The organism is Dactylosporangium vinaceum (assembly GCF_019904175.1).
Classification (GTDB): Bacteria; Actinomycetota; Actinomycetes; order Mycobacteriales; family Micromonosporaceae; genus Dactylosporangium; species Dactylosporangium vinaceum.
Map to the genome: position 1 here is coordinate 11435284 of NZ_CP061913.1, position 24190 is coordinate 11459473.

General features: G+C 72.0%; 27 protein-coding genes. 4 read left to right on the top strand and 23 right to left on the bottom strand.

The window, feature by feature from the left end; genetic code table 11:
• Positions 1 to 113: 113 nt before the first annotated feature.
• The 13 genes from Dvina_RS51460 to Dvina_RS51520 all read right to left on the bottom strand — a co-directional run bounded on the left by Dvina_RS51460 (position 114) and on the right by Dvina_RS51520 (position 13819).
• The gene (locus Dvina_RS51460) at positions 114 to 1841 is read right to left on the bottom strand and encodes a hypothetical protein (RefSeq protein WP_223099502.1); all 1728 of its coding nucleotides are present in this window, start codon (positions 1839 to 1841) and stop codon (positions 114 to 116) included.
• Positions 1841 to 5578: an AfsR/SARP family transcriptional regulator gene (locus Dvina_RS51465; protein WP_246656701.1), complete on the bottom strand. Its 3738-nt coding sequence runs from the start codon at positions 5576 to 5578 to the stop codon at positions 1841 to 1843. The genes Dvina_RS51460 and Dvina_RS51465 overlap by 1 nt, the downstream gene beginning before the upstream one ends.
• A gap of 34 nt (positions 5579 to 5612) precedes the next feature.
• Positions 5613 to 5987, bottom strand: a complete 375-nt coding sequence (locus tag Dvina_RS55480) for a hypothetical protein (RefSeq protein WP_223099504.1) — start codon at positions 5985 to 5987, stop codon at positions 5613 to 5615.
• 377 nt (positions 5988 to 6364) lie between these two features.
• Positions 6365 to 6922 (bottom strand): TadE/TadG family type IV pilus assembly protein, encoded by a 558-nt coding sequence (locus tag Dvina_RS51475; protein WP_223099505.1) that lies wholly within the window; start codon positions 6920 to 6922, stop codon positions 6365 to 6367.
• Complete coding sequence (locus Dvina_RS51480; RefSeq protein WP_223099506.1) at positions 6919 to 7350, bottom strand: TadE/TadG family type IV pilus assembly protein; 432 nt, start codon at positions 7348 to 7350, stop codon at positions 6919 to 6921. Before Dvina_RS51480 ends, Dvina_RS51475 begins: the two co-directional genes overlap by 4 nt.
• Positions 7347 to 7556 carry a hypothetical protein gene (locus Dvina_RS51485; protein ID WP_223099507.1) on the bottom strand — a complete coding sequence of 70 codons (210 nt, stop codon included), beginning with the start codon at positions 7554 to 7556 and terminating at the stop codon, positions 7347 to 7349. Before Dvina_RS51485 ends, Dvina_RS51480 begins: the two co-directional genes overlap by 4 nt.
• 211 nt (positions 7557 to 7767) lie before the next feature.
• Positions 7768 to 8640, bottom strand: a complete 873-nt coding sequence (locus tag Dvina_RS51490) for a type II secretion system F family protein (RefSeq protein ID WP_223099509.1) — start codon at positions 8638 to 8640, stop codon at positions 7768 to 7770.
• Positions 8637 to 9491, bottom strand: coding sequence for a type II secretion system F family protein (locus tag Dvina_RS51495; protein ID WP_223099511.1), 855 nt, complete (start codon positions 9489 to 9491; stop codon positions 8637 to 8639). The genes Dvina_RS51490 and Dvina_RS51495 overlap by 4 nt, the downstream gene beginning before the upstream one ends.
• A 7-nt stretch (positions 9492 to 9498) precedes the next feature.
• On the bottom strand, positions 9499 to 10827 hold the full coding sequence (locus Dvina_RS51500; protein ID WP_223099513.1) for a TadA family conjugal transfer-associated ATPase: 1329 nt from the start codon (positions 10825 to 10827) through the stop codon (positions 9499 to 9501).
• Positions 10824 to 11735: a CpaE/TadZ family protein gene (locus Dvina_RS51505; protein WP_223099515.1), complete on the bottom strand. Its 912-nt coding sequence runs from the start codon at positions 11733 to 11735 to the stop codon at positions 10824 to 10826. Before Dvina_RS51505 ends, Dvina_RS51500 begins: the two co-directional genes overlap by 4 nt.
• A 5-nt stretch (positions 11736 to 11740) precedes the next feature.
• Positions 11741 to 12376: an SAF domain-containing protein gene (locus tag Dvina_RS51510; protein WP_246655868.1), complete on the bottom strand. Its 636-nt coding sequence runs from the start codon at positions 12374 to 12376 to the stop codon at positions 11741 to 11743.
• A gap of 97 nt (positions 12377 to 12473) precedes the next feature.
• The gene (locus tag Dvina_RS51515) at positions 12474 to 13370 is read right to left on the bottom strand and encodes a PKD domain-containing protein (RefSeq protein WP_223099519.1); all 897 of its coding nucleotides are present in this window, start codon (positions 13368 to 13370) and stop codon (positions 12474 to 12476) included.
• Complete coding sequence (locus Dvina_RS51520; RefSeq protein WP_223099520.1) at positions 13364 to 13819, bottom strand: hypothetical protein; 456 nt, start codon at positions 13817 to 13819, stop codon at positions 13364 to 13366. The genes Dvina_RS51515 and Dvina_RS51520 overlap by 7 nt, the downstream gene beginning before the upstream one ends.
• A gap of 292 nt (positions 13820 to 14111) precedes the next feature.
• Between Dvina_RS51520 and Dvina_RS51525 the strand changes: the two genes are divergently transcribed.
• From Dvina_RS51525 to Dvina_RS51540, 4 genes are all read left to right on the top strand, one after another.
• Positions 14112 to 14438, top strand: coding sequence for a winged helix-turn-helix transcriptional regulator (locus tag Dvina_RS51525; RefSeq protein ID WP_223099521.1), 327 nt, complete (start codon positions 14112 to 14114; stop codon positions 14436 to 14438).
• A gap of 644 nt (positions 14439 to 15082) precedes the next feature.
• Positions 15083 to 15403, top strand: coding sequence for a GntR family transcriptional regulator (locus Dvina_RS51530; RefSeq protein WP_223099523.1), 321 nt, complete (start codon positions 15083 to 15085; stop codon positions 15401 to 15403).
• Positions 15404 to 15433: 30 nt separating this feature from the next.
• Entirely contained in the window at positions 15434 to 15901 is a 468-nt protein-coding gene (locus Dvina_RS51535) for a hypothetical protein (protein WP_223099524.1), read from the top strand.
• 126 nt (positions 15902 to 16027) lie between these two features.
• Positions 16028 to 16186: a hypothetical protein gene (locus Dvina_RS51540; protein ID WP_223099525.1), complete on the top strand. Its 159-nt coding sequence runs from the start codon at positions 16028 to 16030 to the stop codon at positions 16184 to 16186.
• A gap of 5 nt (positions 16187 to 16191) precedes the next feature.
• On the opposite strand, the gene Dvina_RS51545 is transcribed toward Dvina_RS51540, so the two are convergent.
• From Dvina_RS51545 to Dvina_RS51590, 10 genes are all read right to left on the bottom strand, one after another.
• Entirely contained in the window at positions 16192 to 16653 is a 462-nt protein-coding gene (locus Dvina_RS51545) for a DUF4262 domain-containing protein (RefSeq protein WP_223099526.1), read from the bottom strand.
• A 186-nt stretch (positions 16654 to 16839) separates the two neighbouring features.
• The gene (locus Dvina_RS51550) at positions 16840 to 17283 is read right to left on the bottom strand and encodes a hypothetical protein (protein ID WP_223099527.1); all 444 of its coding nucleotides are present in this window, start codon (positions 17281 to 17283) and stop codon (positions 16840 to 16842) included.
• Between the two features lie 172 nt (positions 17284 to 17455).
• On the bottom strand, positions 17456 to 17824 hold the full coding sequence (locus Dvina_RS51555; RefSeq protein ID WP_223099528.1) for a hypothetical protein: 369 nt from the start codon (positions 17822 to 17824) through the stop codon (positions 17456 to 17458).
• A 76-nt stretch (positions 17825 to 17900) separates the two neighbouring features.
• Positions 17901 to 18494, bottom strand: coding sequence for an HAD domain-containing protein (locus Dvina_RS51560; protein ID WP_223099529.1), 594 nt, complete (start codon positions 18492 to 18494; stop codon positions 17901 to 17903).
• Positions 18491 to 19105 carry a hypothetical protein gene (locus Dvina_RS51565; RefSeq protein ID WP_223099530.1) on the bottom strand — a complete coding sequence of 205 codons (615 nt, stop codon included), beginning with the start codon at positions 19103 to 19105 and terminating at the stop codon, positions 18491 to 18493. Before Dvina_RS51565 ends, Dvina_RS51560 begins: the two co-directional genes overlap by 4 nt.
• A 171-nt stretch (positions 19106 to 19276) precedes the next feature.
• Positions 19277 to 19825 carry a hypothetical protein gene (locus Dvina_RS51570; protein WP_223099531.1) on the bottom strand — a complete coding sequence of 183 codons (549 nt, stop codon included), beginning with the start codon at positions 19823 to 19825 and terminating at the stop codon, positions 19277 to 19279.
• The gene (locus Dvina_RS51575; protein ID WP_223099532.1) at positions 19806 to 20597 is read right to left on the bottom strand and encodes a hypothetical protein; all 792 of its coding nucleotides are present in this window, start codon (positions 20595 to 20597) and stop codon (positions 19806 to 19808) included. The genes Dvina_RS51570 and Dvina_RS51575 overlap by 20 nt, the downstream gene beginning before the upstream one ends.
• Before the next feature lie 186 nt (positions 20598 to 20783).
• Positions 20784 to 21233 carry a hypothetical protein gene (locus tag Dvina_RS51580; protein ID WP_223099533.1) on the bottom strand — a complete coding sequence of 150 codons (450 nt, stop codon included), beginning with the start codon at positions 21231 to 21233 and terminating at the stop codon, positions 20784 to 20786.
• Positions 21234 to 21265: 32 nt separating this feature from the next.
• Positions 21266 to 22771, bottom strand: coding sequence for a VWA domain-containing protein (locus Dvina_RS51585; RefSeq protein ID WP_246655869.1), 1506 nt, complete (start codon positions 22769 to 22771; stop codon positions 21266 to 21268).
• Positions 22772 to 22911: 140 nt separating this feature from the next.
• Positions 22912 to 24102 carry an AAA family ATPase gene (locus tag Dvina_RS51590; protein WP_223099535.1) on the bottom strand — a complete coding sequence of 397 codons (1191 nt, stop codon included), beginning with the start codon at positions 24100 to 24102 and terminating at the stop codon, positions 22912 to 22914.
• Between the last annotated feature and the right edge of the window lie 88 nt (positions 24103 to 24190).

The window sequence follows — 24190 nt, forward strand, 5'->3', positions numbered from 1 at the left end:
CAGCCGACGGAAGCCCGCTGTGGCAGGCGGCGCGAGGCGGTGGCCTGTCCGCGGTGCCGCGCGCCGACCGCGTCAGATGCGGTCGGCGATGCCGCGACGGGTTGACCGGCATGTCAGCGGTCCGGTTGAGGGTCGGCCGTGGGTGGCAAGTACCGGCGCACCGTCCGCTCGGACCGTCCGATGCGGGCGCCGATGTCACGCGGGTGCAGCCCGGGTTCGCGCTGATGCCAGTACGCGACCGCGGCTGCGGTCTCCTGCGGCACCGAGTCGCCGTCCGTGCCGTCCTCATCCCCGCCCCCATCCTCTCCGCCGAGCTCGTCGCCGGGGTCGTTAGGCCCACCGCCTTCCCCGTTCCGAGCGTCGCCGTCGTGCCGGTCATCGGAACGCTCGACGTCTTCGGTGCGAACGGCGGCGACCCCATCGGCTGCATCGGCCGGCTCGGCGAACTGCGTCGTGCCGCCGGGCAGTCCGCCGGCCAGCGGTGTGCGGGCGAACCAGGCGTTCGCGGCGCCAGCACCTGCTGCCGGCTGCCACGGATGTCCACCGATAGCGGCGTCCGGGGCCGGACCGGCATCGGTACGCACCAGCCGCAGATGCTGCGCGGTGATTGCCGACGGGTGGTGCGGCGCCGGCAAGGGCTGCGGAGGTTGCGGCTCGGTGAGGTGCGGATCGGCGTCCGGCGGTGTCCGCAGCACGGCGGAAGCCTGTTCCGGGTGCAGTAGCACCGGGCTCGCCGCTGCCGGCGCGTCGGCGCCAGGGGCGCGGACGTTGGAAGCGGCGGCCGGTGCCGCAGCCCGTGCCGGCGTGCCGGCCGCGGGCGGCAAGGTCACCGGCACGGCGTGCGGGTCCGCGAACGGTGGCGCCGGTTCGGCGGCGGCCGGCACGGCGGGGATTTCGGCGCCGGTTCGGGCGCGCCGCCACCAGGGTCGGGGACGGCGTCGTGGTGCGGCGGGTACGGCGGCCAGTCGGGCCGGGGTGAGATCGTCGGAGATGAGGGCGGTCAGGCCGTCGTAGTCGGCTTGGTCGGCGAGCCGGTCGGCGATGTGGTCGAGGTCGTACACGTGCACGGCGATGTCGGCCGTGACCGGGTCGACCGCTGCCCGGATCTTGCGGTGCAGCACTGTGGAGATGGCGGCGCGGCGGCGTTCGGCGCGCAGCTGTTCGCGGGCAGCGGTGAGTGAGCCGTACAGGCCGAGGGTGGGGTCGACTTTGGCGAGGGACCGGGCACGGCGGGTGAGCCACGGGTGGGCCAGCCAGTGCCCGACAATCTCGTAGGCGGGGGTCGTGGGTGGAAGGTCGCCGAGGGCGCGGAGCCGGTCGCGGCGGGAGTTCTCGGCGTGCGTGGCCCACACCAGGTAGCCCAGCAGTGACATGCCGGCGAAGAACCCGCCGGCGAGGTGGTTGGTGTGGGCGAGCCAGTTGAAGGTGACCGCACCGGCGGCGATGGCGGCAGACAGGACCCGGGAGCCGAGGGCGCGTTCGCCGAGGCGTCGACGGACGTCGGCGTTGGCGAGCACCACGACACCGCCGAGTTCGAGGGCGGCGACGGCCGGGATCGCGGCCATCAGCGGGATGTGCAGCGCCTGCACGGCGCCGGTGACCTGCCCGGCCAACGCCACGAGCAGGACGACCACGTAGAAGCCGCGGCGCAGATGTCCGGACTGGCGGACCGCCTTTTGCAGCTGCGCGTCCACTCCCGGCACAGCGGCGCCTGCCGTGGCGCGCGCCGCACCCGGGGGTGTCGGAGCGGTGAGCGGCCTGGCCGCGCCGTTGACGGTGGCGGCGTTGACGGTGCTGGACTTCGGTTCGGTTTCGCTGGGGTGGTGCACGAAGGTGGTCATCAGGCGGCGGCGTCCTCACCGGGGTCGGCGGCGGGACGGGGTCCGGTACGCCGGGGCGGGGCCTGCAGTCGCGCGATGAGCTGGTCGGCCAGCGCAGTGGTCTCCTCGGCCGGTTCGGTGTCGATCTCGGCCAGGCGTTGGGTGAGGGTGCGCCGCAGCCGGCGGACTGCCTCGATGTCGCGGCGGGCGGCGTGGGCGCGCATCGCCGCCTGGTACAGCGCCTCGGTGTAGGGGCTGTGCGTCAGGGCCGTTTCGAGGATGTCAGCGGCCTCGGTGGGTTGGTCGGTCAGGGCGTCGGCGAGGGCGAGGACGGCGTCGAGGACCTGCTGGCGGGCGGCCTCCCGGTACGGCTCCAGCCACTCGTAGCCGCTGTCCTCGGCGAGGTCGCCGCGGTACTCGTCCACGGCCCGACGCCACGCGGCGACCTTCACGGCCGGATCGGTGGCCTGTTCCGCCTCACGCAGGGCATGCTGCATCCGCCACAGGTCCACGTCGAGCAGGTCCCGGTTGAGGGTGTACCGCTCGCGGAGACGGGGCACGTACTCGCCGGCGCCGCCGGTGCGGCGCAGCACGTCGCGCAGGGCGGACACGTAGGTGTGCAGCCGGTGCGGCGCGCGTTTGGCCGCCGCGTCGGGCAGCACGTCGTCGAGGATCGCCTCGTAGTGGATCTGCCCGTCGTGGACGGCGAGGTAGACCAGCACCTCCATCGACTTGCGGCGGGTCCCGCCCTTGCTGGTGTCCATGTCGACGATCTCCGGCTGGCCGAGCACCCGCACCCGCACCACCCGCGGCGGACGGCCCTTCGGCTGCCCGCTGTCCGAGCTGTCGAGGTCCGCCGCGGCGGTGCCGGCTTCGGCGGGGGCCTCCGCAGGCTCGTCCTTGGCCTCCGGCTCGTCCTGTACCTCCGGCTCGTCCTGCGGCCTCGGCGCCACCGGTGTCTCCGGCTCGTCTGGCGCATCCGACCGGTGATCCGGTCCCGGGTCGACCGGTACGTCTTGCAGGTCCGGCCGGGCTTGCGGATCCTGCTCGCGCGGGGTGTCCGGGTCGTCGGCGCCGGCCGCCACCTCGTTGGTCGCAGCGCCTGACGGGGCGTCGGGGTGGGCGGGGGCGGGGTGCGACCGCCCGTTGGACGCGTCCGGCGGGCCGGGCGGTAGATCCGGGGCACGCAGGCTCGGGACCGGCAGGCTCGGGGGTGGCGCGTCGGACGAAGAGGTCGACGCGGGGTCGGGTTGCTCCGCGATGAGGATGGCGCCACCGGAGGCTGCAGGTTGGGCTGCGGCAGTGCCCGATACGACAGGTGCGGGCTGCGGTTCCGTGGGGGCGGGGGCGGGGGGCAAGCCGGTGTGGGATTCGGCGAGTAGCGCGATCAGGTCGGCGGTCTCGGCGGGGGTGAGGACGGCGAGGCGGCCGATGTCGCCGGGGTGGTGCCCGTGGCGCGCGTGGTCGCCGTCGCGGGGGCGGGTGGTGCCGTCGGCGTTGACGACGACGGTGTTGCCGTCGGGCCAGACGCCGAGGAGCACGCCGTGGATGTCGAGGCGCTGGCCTTGGGCGAGCAGGGCGGCGATGCGTGCGCGGGCGTGGCCGGTGGTGGCGTCGGCGAGCAGCAGCAGCGGCTCGACGGGTTCTTCGAGCGGGTCGGCGGCGCGCAGTTCGGCGACGGTGTCGACCTCGTGCCTGTAGACCAGGCGGGTGCGGTTCAGGGTCTGCGCCTCGAGCAGTTCGAGGGCCTCGTCGAGACCACCGGTGATGGTCAGCCGCGGCGTGTCGGGCAGGCCGACCGCGGCGGCGCCGAGGAGAGTGGCCGCGGTCGCTGACGGCATCACCACGTGGGTGCGGGCGTCGGGTTCGTCGACCCCGCCGGCGGCGAGGGCGGCGGCGAGGAAGCCGCGGGCGGCGTCTTCTGCGCGAGGGCCGGTCAGGCCGAGCCCGGCTGGCGGCCAGACCGCCATGACCGGGTTGGTCAACGCGGGCACCACCGGCACCGGTTCGGGTTCAGGCTCGCTGCCGACTTCATCGTCATCGGCGTCGGGGTGCGGCCCGCTATCCGCCTCGATGTCGTCGTCGATCAGGTCCCGTACGTACAGCCTGTCGCCGTCGTCGTACGAGGAGTCATCGTCCTCGTCGTCCTCGTCGTCCTCATGGTCGTAATCGTCCTCGTCGAGGTCGAGGTCGAACCTGGGCAGCGCGGTGATGGGGTCGACGGCAGCTTCGGGTCCGGCGAACCCGTCGTCGCCGTCGAGGTGGCGGTGGGGTGTTTCGGGGTCGTCGCTGAACAGGCCGAGGTCGTCGTTCGCCGACTGGGGTTGCGGGACTGCTCGGCGCAACCGCTCGCGCAGTCCGCGGCGCACGCCGGTGACGACCGGGGGCATCGGGGCGAGGTCCGGGTCGTCCAGCCGTGGCTGCGCCGTCGGTGGGCGGGGCGTGTACCGGCGGCGGCGGTGTGCCCAGACGAGCGCGGCGGCGGCGATGACAGCGAGGGCGAGGCCGACGTCGAGCCAGCTTCCGGACAGCAGCGCCACCCCACCGTCGGTGTCGTCTCGGCCGTCGTCTGCGGTGGGCGCGGCGGTGCCGTCGCTGCCGGCCGGCGCCGGGGCCGTACTAGCGGCCCCGGAAGCGGCCGGGCCGCTGGTTGAGGCGCCGGGCGGGTCGAATACTCCGTCGTCGCCTGGCGCATGGGTGCCGGGTGCGGCGGTCGACGGCGGGATCGTCGACGGCGCTGTGCTTGGCGGGGCGGTGCTTGGGGGCGCGGTGCTTGGGGGCGCGGTGCTGGGTGGTGCGGCCGGCTGCCCGGGGTCTTCTCCTGCGCCGGGTGGCGATTGGCTGCCGGGCGGTGGAGCGGGCTGGGCGCCGGGCGGCGGGGTGGCGTCATCGGGCAGTACGAGGACCCAGGTCGGTTCGATGTGGTCGCCGCCGCGCATGCGGCCGTGGTCGTCGTAGCGGTCGGCGTTGAGCTTGTAGATCTCGGGCCAGCGGTGCGGGTCGCCGAGCCACGCCTCGGCGATCTCCCACAGCGTGTCGCCACGCTGGACGGTGACGGTGTACTGCTGCCCGCCGGCGGTGAGGGTGAGCGGGCCGGTGTGTGCCACGGCGGCGAACCGGGGCAGGCCGGCGGAGGGGTTGCTCGTGCGCAGGGTCGCAGCACTCGTGTTGGCGGTGGGAGCGGCGACTGAACCGGTATCGGCAGCGATGGTGACCACGAGGGAGGTCGCTGATCCCGTGCCGCTGGCGCCGTTCGGCTGGGTGGTGATGTTCAGCCAGGGCAGTGTGCCGGCCGCGGGGTCGGCCGTGTCCGGGCTGGCTGTGGTGTTGGTGGGTGCGGCGGCGGGCACGGTTTGGCTGACCGCCGGGGGCGGCGCGGCGACGATCGCGACCGACGCCGCCGCGGGGGCGGTGGACAGCCCGGCGATGAGCAGCGCGGCGAGGGCCTGCATCGGGGAGATGACCCGCACGTGACGGGCGGGTCGGCCGCGCCGCACGGCGACGACCTCGCCGATGAGGCTGTAGCAGAACGCGGCCCAGGCCAGCCACAACGCGACCGCGAGGAGGTTGATCACGGCGGTGTCGGGGAAGCCGCCGGTGAGCAGTGCCGACCAGCCGGCCCAGTCGGTCGGGACGGTGGACGGCAGCGGCCAGCCAACGAATCCGGTCAGGGCGATGGGCAGTCCGGCGACCAAGGCGAGCAGGGCCAGGGCACTGGCGAGCTGGATCACGGCCCGGCCGAGCCGGTGCGTGAGCATCACGGGCGCTCCAAACAGATGGCTGGGCGGGTGGTCAGGCCGGTGGGCCGGTGGTGGGTGTGGCTGACGCGGTCGAGGTGACGGTGACGGTGTCGTAGCCGAACCTCGCCAGCATTGGGGTGGCCTGGTGGCTGGTCGCGACGACGGTGATCTTCGCGGTGGTGACCTCGACGGTGCCGGTCGCGCCAGCTCCGGCGAGGAACTGTTTGGCGGCCTGGGCGGCCTTGGCCGGGTCGAGGCGCAGTTGTCCGGTGGCGCGGTAGGTGGCGGTGTCGATCTGCTGGGCGCCGGCGCGAGCGGCGGACTGGGCCAGGTCGAAGCCGGTGGCGCGGGCGGCGAACAGGGCGCCGCCACCGATGAGGGCGGCGACGAACATCACCACGAGCAGGCCGATGAACAGCATGGTCACGCTGATCGCTCCGCTGTCGCCGCGCACCCGCTCGTCCCAGCGTGCCTGCGTGTGGGCATTCCCGCCGCGGCCTAGGGAGTCCGGGGATCGACCGACATCTGAACTTGGCGAGCTTGGTCCGGCTGTGCGCGGGCATCGCCGGCCGGGGTGGGCACGGGCGACGGTGCGGGCCCCCGGCTGGCGGTCGTCGGTGCGGAGCTGACGTGGACGGTTCATCACCTTGCTGAACGGGTCGGGCTGGTCTCCGCGGAGCCTGTCGGGCTGTGCGGGACGGTCGGCGCGACGCGGTGCCGCGGTGGCGCCGTCGCCGGCACCGCTGGGCCGGTGCTGGTCGTTGTAGGGCATGCGCGGGGGGCTGCCTCGCTCGGCGCTCGGCGTCACGACCGGCCTCCGCCGCTGTTCGGTGCACCGTTGGCGTCGGACGGCAGCCCGAGGGACAGGTTGCGGTAGACGTCGACGGGGCTGCTCGAGGTGGCCGAGAGGGTGATCTGGCCGGGGACGTCGACGCCGGTCAGGCCGTGGGTGGTGACGGTGCATCCGACGGTCACGGTGAGTTGGCCGCCGCGGTGGAATTGGCTGGTGTCCACCGTGACGGCGACGGTGGCGCAGTGCCCGGCGAGGTTGGCGGTTGCCGCGCCTTGCGCAGCGGTGCTGGCGGCGGCCGGGCTGCGGGTGATCGAGCCGGCGCGGGCGGCAGCGGTTGCGGCGGCGTGGACGTCAACGTTGGCTCGGGCGAGGTTGAGCGCGCCGATGACGAGGAACAGCAGCAAGACCACCAGCGGCACGGACAGGGCGAGCTCGACGGAGATCGAGCCGCGGTCGTCGGCCGGACCGGAGGCAGTGCGGGCGCGGCCACGGCGGCCGGAGCGTCGGCTCGGTCGACGGCTGTGCGGGCTGGTCGCGCGGTTCAGGGTGCCGCCCATGGTGCTGCTCATGGTGTGGTGAACCGTTCGGTCGGAAGTTGCACGGTGACGACGATCGGGATCGGCAGTCCTTGCGCGGTCCCGGCGATCGTGACGGTGGTGGTCTGCGCGGTGCGGGTGACGGTGACGGTGGGGTCGCCGACGAAGGTGCCGCCGAGGTCGGCGAGGAGTTCCTCGGCGTCGGTCTGCCCGGCCGCGGCGGTGCCGCCGACCACGCGGGTGGTCTGAGCCGCGTGGTCGGCGGCGGCGTGCGCGGCGAGATATCCCATGCCCCAGAAGAACACCTGCGTGAGGATCACGATGATCGCCACGATCAGCGGCACGGCGAGGGCGAACTCGACGGCGACCGCGCCGCGGTCGCCGTCGAGCCGGGCACGCAGCCGTGACCGCCGGCTGGCGGCGACCGGGGCGCTGCTGCTGGTGGGCATGGGATCGTTCACCCGAAGAACCAGGCGGCGACGATCGCGTCGATGCCGAGCTGGTAGGCGCCGAACAGGGCGATGATGACGGCGGCGGCCAGGCCGATGCCGATGGCGTACTCGGTCGCGTGGCTGCCGCGCTGCGGGTTGGCCCGCAGCTCCGCCAGCCGGTGCCGAACACCGGCATCGAGCGCGGCGCTGCCGGGCTTGATCGTGGATGTGGACATGGACGTGCCTCCTGCGGTTCTGGTCAGCGACCAACCGGGTTGGTCGTCGACGGTTGTTGGTCGTTCCCATCTCGCCGCGGCTGCTGCCGCAGCGAGGTCACGGCGACGCGACGGGCGCGCCGGCCGAGCCTGTTGGAGTGCCTGTGGATGAGCCTGTGGATGGCGGTGTGGACAAGTGAGGGGATCGCCTGGCCAGCGCTGTGGACGATGGTCATGTGCCGACTCCGATCGCGGCGATGGCCGGGTAGATCAAGAACAGCAAGAACACGAAGGTGAGAGCCATGAGCGGGATGCTCATGCGTTCGGTGGCGGACTCGGCGTGGGCTTCCATCTCGGCGGTGAGTCGCTCGGTAAGCGCCTCCCCGCGCTGCAGCAGCGCCTCACGGATCCGGGTCCCCTCGCCCGCCGCTAGCTGGAGGGTGCCGGCGAGCTGTTCGAGCTGGATGACTCCGGTGGTCTCGCCGAGCTCGCGCAACGGCTCCCACAGCGGCCGGCGTTCCACCCGGGCGGTCGTCAACGCGTCGCGGATGCGGCGGGCGGCCCATCCTTCGGCGATGCTGGATGCGTCGGTGAGCGCCTGTTCGATCCCGGCACCGGCGGCGAGAGCTGGCGGAACGACGTCGAGGAGGGCGCCGAGGGTGTGCCGCATGAGCAGCCGCCGCGCCTCCGCCTCCTCCCGGATCGACAGCTCCGACACCGCGAACGCGCCTGCACCGAGGAGCAGGCCGAGCCACAGCGGGACGGTGTAGGTGATGGTGGCGCCCAGGGCGTTGAGCGCGCCGACGGTAGCGGTTGGGGCGAGCAGCCCCAGCCCGGCCAGGCCGACCTGCCCGGCCAGGAACGCCGTCGGGTCACGTTCCAGGATCGCCAGATCCTTGCGGGCCCGTTCACGGGGCAGGCCGAGCTGGACCAGCGGGGCGGCGAGGCTGTGCAGCAGCCGGGCTCGGCCGACCGGCCTGGCCGGCGGGGGCTGGCGCAGCGTCGCGATCGCCACCGCCAGGGACGGCCGGGCCGGCACGAGCGCCCACAGCAGCACCGCCACACCCAGGCCGACACCTGCGCCGGCGTACAGCAGCCCGGTCACGACGGGACCTCCTCAGCGGTACCTGTCAAGATCCTCGGCAGGTCGGGGATTCGGCCGGTGCGCACCATCCACGCCAGCGCCGCGGCGAACAACGCGCCGAGCACCGCCAGGGCGAGCTGCCCGACGGCGGTGCCGTACGGGGCGAGGAAGTCTGACGCGAAGATCATCAGCAGGACGACGGTGCCGAGGACGACCGCGACGACGATGCGGGTCGAGGTGCGGGTGCGTGACCGGCCGGTCGCCACCCGCAGCCGGGACGACGCTTGCCGGCGGGCGGCGCGGCCGACGCCGGACAGGCCGGTGGCGATGTCGCGGGCCTGGTACTGGGCGGCCTGCAGCAACACGTTGACGACCATGTCGGCGGTAGGGTCGGCCAAGTCCTTCGCGAACGCGCGTAGCGCGTCGGGCAGCCGGACCCCTGCCCGCAGTGCCGCGGCAAGCCCGGACAGCTCGGGCCGGATCTCGGCCGGGGCCACGGCGGCGGTTTGCAAGATGGCCTGCTCGATGCCGGCGGCGGCGCGCAACGTGCCGGCGAGGTCCTCGGCCCAGGCGGCGATCGCCTCGACCCGGGACAGGGTCCGGCGGGCGTCCCGGTCAGCGCCGAGGACCGCCGGCAGCGTCCACGCCCCGATCCCGGCCAGCAGCGCCGCGATCGGCCAGCGGGTCGCCGCACCGACCGCCGCAGCGGCGGCCAGCGCCGCGGCGAGGCGGGCGGCGGACACGCCCGTGCGGGCGCGGCGCTGTTCGGCGCGGCCGGGCCGATCCGGCCGGACCGGGGCCCGTAGGCCGGTGACGATCAGCAGCAGCGCGGCGCCGGCACCGGCGCCGAGCAACGCGTACAACGCGGCCATCGCGTCCTCACCAGCCCGGGATCGCGTCGGGGTTGAACCCGGCCGCGACGAGTTCGTCGAGGGTGTCGGTGCGCAGCGGCGCCGCCGGCACCGCCCGCCGGTCCGGGCCGGGCTTGAACACCTCGTTCGAGATCACCTCGACGCCTTCGGAGTGCAGCACCTCCCGGATCGACGATACGACCCGCTGCCCGTCGACCGACCAGGTCAGATGCACCACGAAGTGCACCGCCCCGGCGACGAGCGGCGCCGAGGATTCGAACGGCAGCCGTTCCGCCGACTGCGCCGCGTAGGTCATGAGCCGGGAGAACGCCTGCCTCGACGACGAGGTGTGAATCGTGGCCAGGGAACCGTCGTTGCCCTGCGACATGGCGTTGAGCAGCGCGACGACCTCGCCGCCGCGGGCCTCACCGACGACGAGCCGATCCGGGGACATCCGCAGCGCCTGCCGGACCAGCTCGGCCTGGTCGACGCCGCCGACACCTTCGATGTTCGGCTCGCGGGCCTGCAACGCCACACAGTCCGGGTGGGACGGGTCGAGGTCGAGGGCGAGCTCGTCGGTGTCCTCGATCGTGATCAGCCGCTCGTACTCCGGGATGGCCTTCGCCATCGCGCGTAGGAACGTTGTCTTGCCCGAGTCGGTGCCGCCGCAGATGATCACGTTCTTGCGGGCGAGGACCATCGCGGTGAGCAGGTCCCGCATGCCGAGGTCCATCGCCCCGTGCCGGCGGGCCAGGTCGTCGAGGGTGACGTTGAGCAGGGTGTGCCTTCGGATAGACACCGACGGATGCCTGCCCAGCAGGGTGGCGAACAGCCGTGAGCCGTCAGGAAGCCGGACACTGACGCGGGGTACGCCGCGGTCGAAGCGGCGTTCGTCGGCGCCGGCGCGGGCGGCGATGTCGCGCACGAGCGCGACGAGTTCGTCTGCGGTGGAGGTGATCGCCGGCATCTGGGACTTGGTCCCGTCGCTGTGCCGGCACCACACCACTGGCCCGTTGATGAAGATATTCGTGATGCTCGGATCGGCCAGCAGCGGTTCCAGGCCGCCGAGGCCGGTCAGCGCGTCCCGCACCGCCTGGGCGATCTGCGCCTCCACCGGCGGATCGAGGGGCATCCGCCCGTCGGCGAGCTGGGTGCGGGCGTGCTCGTTGAGCGCCGCGGCGATCAGTTCGTCGACGCGCTGCTCCCGCTCCGCGCCGGACAGCCGGGCGCCGGTCGCGGCAAGCTGCGCCGCGACCTGCTGCCGCAGCTGGTCGATCAGCTGGTGGTGCGGTGTCCCTGCCTGCCAGCCATCGGCGTGCGCCGCGCCGTTGCCGGCCGCGATCGTCGGGGCGGTCACGGCCGCACCTGCACCGGCTCGGGCCGCTGAACCGGCCCCGACTGCTGCTCCGCTGGCCGCGGTTCCATTCGCTGCTGTGCCCGAGGCTGGTGCGCGGCGGCCTGGATCACCGGCGGCACCGCAGCGACCGGTGGAGCGTAGTGGGCCCGGACCGCAGGATCGGTGGACATGATGGACCCGACCGGTTCGGCGGCGAGGATCGACGCTGGCTGCGCCGTGGTCAACGTCAACGCGACGCCGCGCACCGCCCGCGCCAGCCGCAGCCGCCGCCACGCCGGCGCTCGCAGCCGTCCCGCCAGGGCGCCGGCGCCGAGCTGGCTGTCGGGCAGCTCCCACAGCACCGGCACCCCGAGATCGCGGGCGATCTCCCGCCCGGGATAGCCACCGGCGCCGGTGCGCACCAGCCACAACCGGCCCGTCACCACCGACCGCACCCAACCCAGCCGGGCCTCCACCTGCGTCTGCGCTGCGAGCTCACCGTCGGCCAGCACCAGCACGTGGTCGGCGACGCCGAGCAGCCCGGCCGCCGGACTGGACTGCTCGAGGCGTCCGACATCGACGAGGACCGGCTGCTGCTCAGCCAACCGGCGCAGCGCCTGCAAGCCCCGTGTGGCGAGGGTGAACGTCGACGCCGCGACCGTCTCACCCGCCGGGGCGAGCACCACATCGGCGCCGACCGCCAGTCGCTGCGTGAACGGGGCCAGGGAGGCCAGGGTGCCGGTGTGCGCCTGCGCCGCCAGCCCGGTCAGGCCCGGCTCCGGGCTGTGCCCGAACCGGGCGGCCAGGTCTCCGCCGGCAGGGTCGGCCTCGACGAGCACCGCGTCCGGCTCCGGCCACAAGGCCGCCAGCCCCACCGCCAGGGTCGTCACTCCGGGAGCGCCTTTCACCGAACTGATCACAATCAGCATCGCGTTCACCGCCCCACGCCGCGCTGCACAAGCGCCGCCTCACCGGAGGTCGAGGCGACCGTGACCGCGTCGGCGGCCGACAGGAGCAGCGACACCACGCTCACGCCTGACTGGTCCGCCGCCTCGCTCACCGACACCACCGTCGCGTCGGCCCGCACCACCTGCGGCCCGCTACCGGTCCCGGAGCCGCCTGTAGCGCCGCCGGCGGCGCCACCTCCGCCGGGCGCGGTCGACGGAATCACGATCACCGTCACCTGCGTCCCGGCCGTCAGTCCGGCGGGTGCCCGGCCCGGCTTGAGCCCGACCGCGATCACCGACTGCCCCGCTGGCGGCCATGCCACGTCGCCGAGCTGCTGCGCCGAGACCAGCACACCGGCCTGCAGCGGCATCGCCGCCGTCCGGCCGACGACCGTGCCGCGCTGCGCGGCCGGCACCGTCGCCACCTGCGCCTCGGCAGCGACCCGCACCACGGTCAAGTCCGCGTCGGTGATCGTCTGCCCGGCCGCGACGGGTCGGGCCGTGGCCAGCACCGGCAGCCGCGTGTCGATCCGGTTCGCCACCGCCGCGCCCGCCAAGGCGCAGCCGACAATCAGCAGCACACCGAGCAGGACCCGCGGCACGCTGACCCGCCGTCGAAGCACCGGTCCCCGCACCGTCGGCACCGATGCCTGGGCGCCATTCACCGTCTCGGTACGCCGCTGCGTACCGAGTGTCGTCGAAGCCATCTTCGGTTTGCTCCTATGGATTGGTGTTGAGCGCTTGGGACTCCGTCACCTCAAGCGCCACCGTCGACGTCGTCACCAGGTCCGGCACCGTGCCGGTCTGACCGCCACCGGCCCACGAGATCTGCCAGGTCACTGTTGCTGTCAAGCTGTAGCTGCCGGGCCGCGTATAGGTGTGTCCGCACGTCGGTGACGGCTTCTCCGGATCCGTCCCGCGTGTCCACTCGGTGCCCCGACCCGCACAGGTCACCGACGCGCCCTCACCAGTGGAGAACACCAACTTCGCCGGCTTCGCTGTCGCCGTGACCGACAGGCCAGGCACCGACGCCGTCGCCGACTTCGCACCCCACGACGACGCGTCCAGCCACAACCACGTCGGCAGATACGCCAGCTGCTTCGCCGGCGGCGAAGGGTTCACCCGGATCGCCGGCAGCGGCAGGTTCAGCTCCCTCACCGCCCGCGCAGCAAGGACCGCCGGATCCGGCACCACCCCACCGGCAAAGATCCGGAACCGGGTCAGCGTCGCCGACGGCGGATACCCGCACGAGCCGATATACCAACGGTCCGGCGGCGTCACCGGCCCACCCAACGCCTCCGCCGCCCGCAACTCCTGACCCACCGCGGGCCGGTAGTAGCAGCCGTCATCGGCCAGGTCGCCATACCCGGGAACACTGCACGGGATCTCAGTACCGGTCAGCGGGTTGTGGCACACCCGCGGGCCGTTGCCTTTTCCTGGACCACCAGGACCGCCAGGGTCAGCTGGATCTTCGACCTCGACCTTGCATTTCGGATCGTTCGGAGTCTTCGAACAATCCACGGGGTCGATGCCGCCCGCCTGAGCAGGTGGCGTGAAGGAAGCCGTCAGCGCCACGGCCAAGCCAAGGGCGGCCAGCGAGCGACGGAGCGTCAGCATGTTCCCACCTCACGCGCTCCGAAGCTGGTGACCTTCCAAGTGCCGTCGGGCTGCCTCTGCACGGTGGCCTTCGTCAGGCGGCGCCCGCCTGGCTTGTCACTGAAGGCTGGTCCCGGCGACGCCCGGAGGAGTTTGGAGCCGCTGTCGTCAAGGCAGTCCTCAAGGTCGACCGATGTTGGCTGGTTCGCAGGTGCAGCCCCAACAACGCGCGGTGAAGTGACGATCTGGCCCTCGCCTTTCAACCCTTGGTCCTTCACCGACTGCAGGCCAGAGGTGAGGTTCTTCAACGCGTCGCCGGTGGCGTACTTCGCCAGCTCGGAACTCGCGGGGTCCGGAACGGCCAGCGCCGTCTGGTAGGCGCGCCACATGCCGCGGTAGGTGTCCAAGGCGGTGCGACCGATCGACGCCGGATCGGTGGCGGCCGGCGCGGTCGTGGACGGTGCGGTCACGGAAGGTGGACCAGAGGTGTTCGGCGTGTCCTTCTTCTGGGTACCGCACCCCGCAACGAACTCGACCCTTACGCGCACATTGACAGAACTCGCCGACATTTTGGCGCCTACAAGACAGTCGGATCCAGTTCCGGCCGGTACTGGCGAGCCGCGGCAATAGCCCCGATCTGCGCACTCTTCACGCGTGGTTGCAGGTCACGGCCTTTTAACGGGCATGAGAAAGGTACTCACGTCCGTCTACACTTCCCCCGGGGGACATCGACATACGGGATGCCGACGGGGGGAGGCATGGGTGGACTACGGCGCGATCTACGGCGCTCTCGAGTTTCTAGCCCACCGCTGGACGATGGAGATCTTGGCGTCACTAGCGGACAAGCCGAAAGGCTTCAACGATCTCCAACGATCGGTCAACGTCGCGCACCCGACGTCGTTCAACATCGCATTGCAGCGCCTAGTTGATCATGGACTGGTTCGCAAGCCGAGCAGACGAGGGCAGTCTTACGCCCTGACACCAGCCGGCGAACGCGCGTTGCCTCTGGTGATTCGATTCGTCGAGGAGCTCGGCCTCTGGTCAGAAGACGAGGTCAGCCATGACCGCCAAGCGCAGGGCTCATCGTGAATTCCGTCGGCTCTCTGCCGTTGGCTAATGTCGGTTGGTGGGCGGGCTGCCGACCATGCGCGGGTCATGGTCCGCGTTCCGCTCGTATGGAGTTGTCCACCGGCGCAAAGCTGAAAAGCGTCGCGTAAGCGGAGGCCGGGCAGCGGGTGGTATGGGTAACCGGTCGTCGTACCAACGCAGGTCATCCCCCACCGCCACGCTGACTTGCGCAGCGCTGGACCGGACACGGCATGGGGCACGGTTGCTGTAGGTTCCGCAGTTGCGGTTGTCAGTGGCAGAGTTGCGACCTGGGCGTCCAAGGTTGCCAGCCAGCCAACGATGGCTCGGGCGCCCAGGATCGAGCAGCAGCCGTTAGCCGCTTGTCGTGACGGTGCATCTCAACCGCTCCCAGCGAGGGCCCGCCGTCACAGAAGCGCGCCGACGCACCCGATCTCCGCTCTGCCCGAGCCGCCGGCAATCAGCCCGTCGGCACAAACGCCACGACGCCGAACTTCCCACTTCCCCTTGCGGGTGCAAACACCGGGTCACAGGGAGCATTCGGCTCCTGGCGGCAGGCTCAAGGCCGAGGTCGGCGGAGAATCCGCGGTCAGGACTCAGCCCTCCAGCTAACTCAGCCCTGTGGAGGTGTGTGATATCCTCGGAGCATGGCGGATACAGCCCAGCCCGCGTACCTGACCGTCTACCGAAAGTTGCGCACCAGCATCGCCGCTGGCGAGTGGAGCATCGACTCAGCCATCCCATCCATCTCAGAGCTGCAGGTCCGGTACGGAGTGCGGTCGCTGAACACCATTCGCCGCGCCCAGCAAATGCTCGTCGGCGAGGGGGTGCTTCGCACCGTCAGCGGTGTTGGCGCGTTCGTTGTCAAGATCCCGGAACAGGACCGCAGCCCCGCCGACATGATCACCGAGGCCAAAGACCTGCTCCGCCGGGCGATCGCCTTGCTTGACGCAGCCACTGACGACTAGCCACACACGCGTCCGACAAGGGAGGCACCGATGGCCACCATTCAGCCGTCCGCACTCACCGCCATCCGATCCGCAGCCGCCGAATACATCGCCGCCCTACGTCTTGAAGCCGCCGGCGGAGACGTGACATGGCGCGGTGGCCGAACGCGCGGCCACGATGTACTCGTCACTTCCGACGACGGGCACCTGCTCGTAGACGCGAAGCTGCTCACGCCAACCAACGGTGCCGCCCGCCGCCACGGATACAACTACCAGGTTTTCCGGCGGGGACACCTCCCATGGGGCACCGACGGCCGTACGCACCTCGCATTGGTAACGCTTCCCGAGCAACGTCCCACCGTCGCCTTCACCGGTGCCGAAGTCCGCTTCACCGTCCCGGTCGCCGGCGCAAGCACGCGACTCGTGCCAGTGGCCGAGATGAACGAATGCCTGCAACCGCAACCCTTGGACTGGCTTTGGCTCGACGACACATGGCTGGCGGAACGACTCCAACTCTGAGACACAGGCTCAGCAACACCTTCAGCACCTCGTAGTCCGACCCGACGACGGCGGCGGCGTTGGACGGGTATGTGGTGCGGGTGGGGGCGCGTGTCGAGCCGCAGCAGGTAGATCGACATTGCTGGCGTGGCAACGAAAAAGAGCTTCAACTTCTTACTCTGTACCGATGAGGCGCCGGATCGGCATCCGTCGCCTCATCGGGTGTCGTCGTCCTGCCGTCCGTTGCCGTTCATGCTGGAGATCTGCCGGCGGCTGGCAGCGTTGCTCGACTCGATGATCTCGTAGGCCGGTTAGCAGGTCCCGATCAGTGGCTGACTGTCGAGCCCGAGGCTGTAGCCAGGTTCCCACGGCAACCGGCCGTTCGGGTCGGGCCAAACGACCTGTTGCAGCCGGACCTGGTCGGCGCCGTACCGAGCGATCGCGGCGCTGGGGATGATCTGGTCGGTGGGGGTGCCGTCGATGATGACGGCGTCGAACCCGGCGATGAGATCGGCCACGCGGGTGTTGTGGGCGATGGTGCCCGCGCCGTGGTGGACCCTTCCGGCTATCTCGTTGAGCAGGTGCTGGGCGGTGTCGGGGTGCAGACCGGTGATGACGAACTCCGGTGCGATTCGGGCTGTTAGTCCGACGGTGTAGGAGTAGGGGGCGACGGTGTCGGCGTCGTCCTCGGTGGGCAGGATGTGCATCACTGCCCATCCGACCCGTTGGATGATCTCGGTCTGGCGGCGCACGAAGTCTTCGAGGCCAGGCATGGTGCAAGTCTCCTTCACAGTTGGCGCGATCATAGGTTGCCCCGCGTTGCGGTCCGGTCCGATCGATCTCGCGGGCGTGGGATGAATGCGCTGGATGGCAAACGGACGGCCGCGGCGCCGTGGGCAAGAGGCGACGCGGCCGGACGGAGGATCGGGGCTCTGGTTCACAGTCCGAGCGGCGTCGGGTCAAGCGGCGGCGAGTGCTTCGCCGGGTACGCGTCTGGGGAGTTGGGTGCGCCACCGGTTGACTGCCGCGGTAGCGGTTTGGGTGAACCAGCCGGTGAACCGTCCGGCGTTCGGCGGAGGAACGGCGGCTTGGCCGATGGCCCGGCCGGGGTGTGGGTTCGGGACCACCGTGGGCGGGGACGCGGTGGCCTGGGTGGTCTGCGGCAGGGCTGGCCGATGCGCTGCCGTGGGTCGCCGCGCGGCGCGCAGTGCTCGCTGCGCCTGGACTGCGGCGTCACAGGGTCCACGTTGGCCGGCGCAGCGCAGGTTGGCGCAGTCGCCGTCCGGGCCGCGCTGGTGTTCGACGGCGACGTCGAACGCCAGCTGCCACAGCAGCACGTCGGTGACGTCGTCCGGGACGGCCACGTTGGCGGACGGGCGGATGCGGGCTGCGATGGCGAGCATGGAGGGCATGGCGTCGACTCCCCGATGTTGGTCCGATGAGCTGGGCAGCCGTCCATCGCCGGTCGCTGGTGCCGGTACCGGCCGGGCGGCTATGCCGATCGACGCTCGACTTTCCCTCGCAGGTCAAGTCATCGCGGATGTGGTGGCTGTTCGGCGGCCGGCTTCCAGTGGCTCAGTCGGCGCTGTTCTCGGTCGTCGTGCTGGCCGGCTCGCCGGGTGGGGGCACTTCGACGAAGCCGAACAGGCGGGCGATCACCTGCAGCCGCCAGGTGGTGTAGCGGTCGGCGAAGCCGCGGCAAATCGCCGGCTGCACCTCGGGATGCTCGCCGTACGGGAGTGTCGCGTGGCAGATCACGTAGCTGCCTTCGGTGACCGCTTCGTCGACAATCTGCTTGAGCCGGCCGGGGGCGAGGTGCATGCGGTTGCCGGGATGGAAGATGCAGGTGCCGCACTGCCGGGCGAGCAGGCGGGACTTGCCGAGGACGGGGTCGCCGACGCTGAGCGGCGGCGGTCCGTCATCGGGTTCGGGCACGGACGTCATGATGACTCCTGGAGAGGTACCACACGGCAGCGCGGCCGTCCCGCTGGTGCGAGGACGGCCGCGCAAGCGGTGCGGATCAGCTGGTGGCAGGGCGTCGCCGCCCGTCTGGACCGGGCAACCGGTGCAGCCACACGCGGACGGTGTCGATGTCCGAGCGGCGTAGGCCGGTACGCGGGTTGACCGGCACGAGCAGGGTCGGCGCGCCGCGGCGGGTGCGGTATTCGGCATGGTCGGGGTCCTTGCCGCCGAACGCGTCGTCGAGTACGGCGACCGGACGGTCGCCGACGGCTTGGTAGAGGTCGAACAGTTTGTGTTGGTGGCCCCAGCGGACGCCGGCGGCGGTGACGTCGATGACGGCGAGGTCGGTTGGCAGGCCGAGCCGTGCCGCGATCCAGGTGGCGGCGAGGTGCCGCCAGCTGGTGCACCAGACGAGTTCGGCTCCGGCGGTGACGAGTTCGGTCAGCCAGTTGCCGTGGTCGGGATGCAGCCACACGGTGCCTTCGGTGTGCTGCCCGTCCGGGCCGGGGCCGGTGTAGTGGTGCGGCTGGTAGCCGGCGGCAGCCGCGACGGCGGGGACGTCCGGGTTGAGCACACCGTCGACGTCGACGGCGACCACCGGCCGCAGCGCGGCCGGTGGTGCGATCGAGGCCGCGGCGGTCGCGGTGGTCATGGCAGCGTCGGCGTCGCGGGTGGGATCGGCTGGAGCGCGACGACGTGCTGTTCCACGGTCCCGCTGGTGGGCCGCCACCGCTCGGCCGTGTCGCGGTTGGGGAACGGGCCGATGACGGCGAGCCGGTCTCGTTCGCGGTCGATGAGCACAAGCGCGACGGCGCGGGCGCCGTCGCCGTCGTAGGCCGCGGCCGTGACGGGGTTCGGGGGCAGGTCGATCCAGGCGGTCTCGGGTAGATCGGCGCTGGCCGGGGCGTGCAGCGGCACGGTTCCGGTGGCCTGGAGCGCGGTGCCGGTGACGGCGAGGTGCGTGCCGTAGTCGGTGACGGCGGCGACGCCATCGGCCGGGCCGTGGACGGTGAGTTCGCCGGTGGTGGACAGCGCGAGCAGCACATGCGGGTCGCGGACTTCCAGGGAGTCGAGGACGGCGACGGTGAACGTGTCGCCGGTGTGCAGGTCGACGAGGCTGACCATGACGGGCCGATCGTCGGGGCGGGTCCAGGTGACCACGTCGAAGTGGTCGGCGGCGACGGTGGTGAACCGCTGCCAGGCGTGGTTGTCGGTGTCGAACGGCGATCCAGCGTCGATGCTGGTGCCGGTGCCGTAGCGCATGAGTGGCTCCTTCGATGCGTGCGTGCCGGTGGCCCCGGGTGAGCTCCGGGGCGGATGCATGCACGCTTGGCTGCGCGGTGAGGTCAAGTTGCCGGCACCGCACCGTCCCTGCCCGGTGCGCCTGTAGGGCGGGTTGCGTGCGTGGCGGTCGCGGTGCCGGGCACTTGTGGTTCAGCAGCTCGCCAGGCCGAAGAACAGCCATCCGTCGGGCCGGGTCTGGGCCTGCAGGTCGGCGGGGCTGCGGCGCACGGTGAGTTCGGCGACGCCGCCGGTGTAGCCGGGCCGTCGGCCGGCACGGTTGCGGGTGGCGGTGATCAGGTGCCCGGCGGTGACGGTCTCGCCGGGGGTGATCAGGCCGCGGGTACGGGCGATGCCGGTGATGCGGTCCAGTTCGGCTGGGTCGAGGAGATAGCTGGTGCCGCTGCCGGTGAGGTCGTCGACGCGGACGGTGCGGGTGGGCTGGCGGACGGGGATCGCGCCGGCCGGTCCCCACTTGTCGGCGATGCGCGGGTCGTCGTTCTCCATGAGCGTCCCGGCGAGTCGTTCCGCCTCGTCGAGATCGGTGATCGTGTAGGTGATGACGACGTAGGAGTCCTTCTCGGCGATGGTGCCGCTGTAGCCGCCGTGGCCGTGCTCGAACGCGGCGTCGCTGCGGGCGGTGTTGAACGCGGTGCTGGCGTCTTCGCCGTCGGCGTAGGTTTCAAAGGCCCAGGTGCCCATGCGGGTGTTCTCCTGTCGTCTCGGTCTGTTCAGCGGTGTGGGTGCTGGCGGCGGTCGGGCCGTCGCCGGGGTGCGCGGGCGTCGACGCCGGTATGCGCGGGTCGGCGTCGGGGGTGGTGCAGGCGCGGATGAGCGCGGCAAGGAACCGGGCGGGGGTGCTGCCGGAGGCGGTGATGTGCCATGGCGGGCTGCCGTCGTGGCCGGTGCTGTGCAGCGTGAAGCTGCCGTCTACGGCGAGGTCGGCGTGGACGGTGTCGCCAGCGACGACGGCCTGGTAGCGGCGGGCGGCGCGGTGTTCGGTGAGTTCGGCGAGGAATTCGGCGTCGACGAGCGCGGCGAGCACCGCAGTGCGGCGGTCTGCCTGGCCGCCGCTGTGCCAGGTGATGTCGGCGGTGACGGGTGTGGTCATGCCGACGGCGTGGAGAGCCTCGCAGGCGTCGCTGACATCTGCGGCTGCCTCCTCGCGCTGCTCGCGCATCCGTCCGCGCAGTTGCAGCAGCGTGAGCAGCTGCAGCAGGTCTCCTTCGTGGTTGTCGATCGGGCCGTCGCCGATGACTTCGAGCAGGAACGACAGGGGCGCGTCGAGGAGGTGCCAGAGGTGGGTGGCGGCGGCGGAGCGGGCGGTGGCTTCGATGAGCGTGGTGACGAGGGAACCGAGCCTGGGATCGGTGGGGTCCAGGGCGTCGGGCCCGATGTGCCAGCCGGCCGATGTGGTGTGGGCGTCGAGGTGGTGCTGCAGCGGGAATCGCAGCGGGTCGGTGTGTTCGGGCATGCGTGTGCTCCAGGTTCTGGAGTCGGGCGCGCAGCGCTGCCCCGGCCGCAGCCGGGGCAGCGCTGCGGCGCAGATCAACAGTGGTGGTTGTTCAGGTCACCGGTGCCGGCTCGTGTCCTCACGGATCGCTGACCCAGCCGGCTCTGGCCGATGGGGTTCGTGGACGGGGCCGGGTTCCGGGCGGTGTCAGCGCCTGGTTGCGTGGATGAGGAAGCAGTCCGGTGCGGCTGGGTTGTCGTGGCGGTAGTCGCCGAGCCGGGTGTCGTAGTGGGCGGGTTGGCCGCAGTCGGTGCAGCGCATCGGCGCCGGAGTGTCCAGGTCGGTGCCGTCGTCGGCCTGGGTGGTGGTGTGGTCGTGGCCCGGGAAGCGGCAGGTGCCGTGCGTGCACCAGGGGCGGCCGGGTGCGCGCAGCGCGGCGGTGACGGCGTCCTGGACGGCGACGGTGAGCTCGATGGTGGCTTCGGTGCCGTCGTACGGGACGCCGGCGTCGATGAGGAAGTCGTTGGCGTCGCAGTGGTCGTGCAGGTCGGTGAAGGACCGCACGGTGGCGGGCAGGATGCCTTCGGCGATGCTGTCGTCGACGGCGGTGAGGATCTGTCCCGCCCAGCCCGCGATCCGTGGATCGGTTGCTGACATTGGGGTTGCTGCTCCTGTCGTCTGGGTCGCTGTTACGCCGTGGTGAGGGCGGTGACGGCGGCGTCGGCGATGACGTTGATCGCCGTGACCGGGTTGGTGACGGCGACGGTCGTGGTGTGGGTGTAGGTGTGGCAGCCGTCGCTGTCGTTGGGGTGCAGCCACAGCACCGCGCATCCGCTGCGGTGCAGGGTGGTGATGAGGCGTTGCGCGGGCTCGGTGCCCTGGACGAACCGGCCGTCGGAGACCACGGCGAGCATCCGCACGGTGCTGCGGTGGCGCAGGCTGAGCAGCTGGTCGGCGAGTTTGACCGCCTCGGTGAACCGTTCGTAGCCGTCGTCGGCCTGCATCTGCTGGACCTGGGCGGGCTTGTGGTGTGGCGGGACGAGCAGCGTCACCGCTTCGCCGAAGGCGAGGGTGGTGACGGTGGCGTCGGTGCGTCGGGCAGCGTTGGCGAGGATCCACGCCGCCGAGGACATCGGCTCGGCGAATGCCCACATCGAGGCGGACACGTCGACGAGGACGGCGAGGTGCAGCTTCGGTTTGTGCGGTGGCAGGGTGGCCCGTTGCTGCCACGGCTGGGCGGTGGGCAGCTGCCCGGCGGCGCGTTGGGCGTCGGCGGTGATCGCGGCGCGGGCCCGCAGCCGCCCGGGCGGGATCGCCGACGGGCGGGTGCCCGGTTCGACGCTGCTGGTCCGCGCCGTGCGGAGCCGGGCGGCGAGCGCGTTGGCCGCCTGCCGTTCCTCGGTGGTCGGGTCCCGCAGCGTCCATGAGGCCGGGGCGCCGTGACGTTCGGCGATGCGCTGCTCGGTGTAGGCGGCCGGGGTGAGCCCGGCCGCTGCGGCGAGGATCCCGCCGATCGCGGCGGCGAGTGCCCCGGCGAATGCACCGTCGTCCGCGACCGGGGTCGCCGGCTGGGCGGCGGGGTCGATGCCGAGCAGCCGGCACCATCGCCACGCCAGCTCGATCATCGTTTCGGCGTCGGTGTCGGCGACGGCGTGGGCTTCCCGCCAGATCTCGCGCAGCTGCGCCAGCCGTGTGCGGCCGAGGATGCCGGTGACCGCAGCGCGGACGGCTTTGACGTCCTTGGCGGTGAGGATGCGCGCATCGACGCGGGCCAGCAGCAGCCCGGCGGCGTAGGCGGCGTGCCAGGGGTCGTCGACCGGGGCGTCGTCCTCGTTGACCAGGACGTTGACCATGTGCCGCAGCCAGCGCCGGTCGCCGCGGCGGCGGGCGCGTTGGCGCCCTTCGGCCCTCGACTCCTCGAGCACCATGGCGATGTCGGCGACGACGGGCGGGGTGCCGGGCGGCGCCGTCCAGAGGCTGTGGGCGGCGTGGCCGGCTTCGTGGACGAGGGCGCCGTAGCCGGTGGGGACGAGCTTCTTGTGTGCGGCGCGGCGCGGGTTGGCGATGTCGGGGGCGCCGATGTGGGCGGCGTCGACCTCGATCCGGCGGAAGTGCGGGTAGAAGCAGGCCGGTGCGCCGCCGCCGGCGCCGGGGGCGACGACGACGGTCAGGTCGGTCCGACCGGTCAGTTTCACGGCTTCACGGGTCCATGCCTGGTCCCACTCGGCCCAATCCGGGTGAGTCTCGGCGAGTCCGGCTGGGCGCACATGGCTGCTGGGATGTGGCACTGTGGTTCCTCCTTCGATGCTGGTGTTGGTGGTCTCGTTGGTTCGCCTCAGCGCTGTTTGCCGAGGGTCAGTGGCGCGACCGGGGTGCCGAACGCGGCGGTCAGGGCGGCGATGACGGCGGGACGGTCGTCGAGCGGGGCGCGGCCGGCGAGGTTGGCCACGGCGGTGGGCAGGCCGAGGGTCTTGCGGACGCGGGTGAAGCCGAGCAGCTCGCGCAGTTGCGGCGCCCAGGTGACCTTCCCGGCCTCGGCGTCGGCGTTGAGGGCGACAGCGGCGATGATCGCCGCAGCGGGGACGCCGAGGTGCTTGGCGAGGTCCCAGTCGGTGGTGACTTCGATGTGCACGTCGAAGCGGCTCGCGAGGGCCTCGGTGAGGACGGCGCCGTGGACGCCGGGGTTATGCCCGGCGATGACGTAGAACCCGTCGACGGCTTCGGCGCGTTCGTTGCGGTAGCCGGGGATGTGGATGACGCGGCGGCCGTCCATCGCCGGGTACAGCACGGCGAGGACCTTGGGCGGGATGAGGGTGGCGTCGTCGATGAGCAGCGCCCGGCCTTGGCGCATCGCCTGCACGAGCGGGCCGTAGACGAACTCGTACCCGCCGTCGGGCAGCGGGATGAAGTTGCCGAGGAAGTCCTCCACGACGGTGTCGCCGGTGCCGGTGATGGTGAGCAGGTCCGAGAAGGCGGCCTCGACCATGGCTGTCTTGCCGGTGCCGGGCGGTCCGTACAGCAGCACCGGGATCCGCTTGTCCCGCAGCCGGCGCAGCACGTCCACGTCGGTGGCGCCGGCCAGTTTGCGGGGGAAGTACTGCTCGCCGTTGGGGCGGGTGACCGGCCCGCGCCGCCCGGACCGGCCTGCCCCGCTTCCGCCGCCGGTGGCGACGCGGGGCGCGGAGGGCGGCATGGTACCGGCGGCGTCGATGCCGGCCTGGGTGATCCGGAACCGGTGCGGACCGGTCTCGTGGGTGGCGTGGCCGGCAGCGGTCATCTTTTTGAGCACCTCGGACACCGCGCCGGACGACGGGACACCGAGGGCGTTCTTGATCGCGCCCGGTTGGTGGAACTCGTCGGGGTGCTCGACCAGGTACATGGCGACCAGGGGGTACAGGTAGCCGGGCCGGCTTCCTGTCGGCTCGGAGCTCGGGTCGGCCGCGGGAGCTGCGGCGGGCTCGGCAGCGTCGGCGGCCGGTGCCGTTGGTGGTTCCGGCGTGGCCGGGCTCGGGGTTGGTGTGGTCATGGCGTGCCTCGATTCGCAGGAGAAGGAGGCCCGCGCACCCGTCTCCGGATGCGCGGGCGGATGGATCCGCGCAGCGGAGACGGGTGTG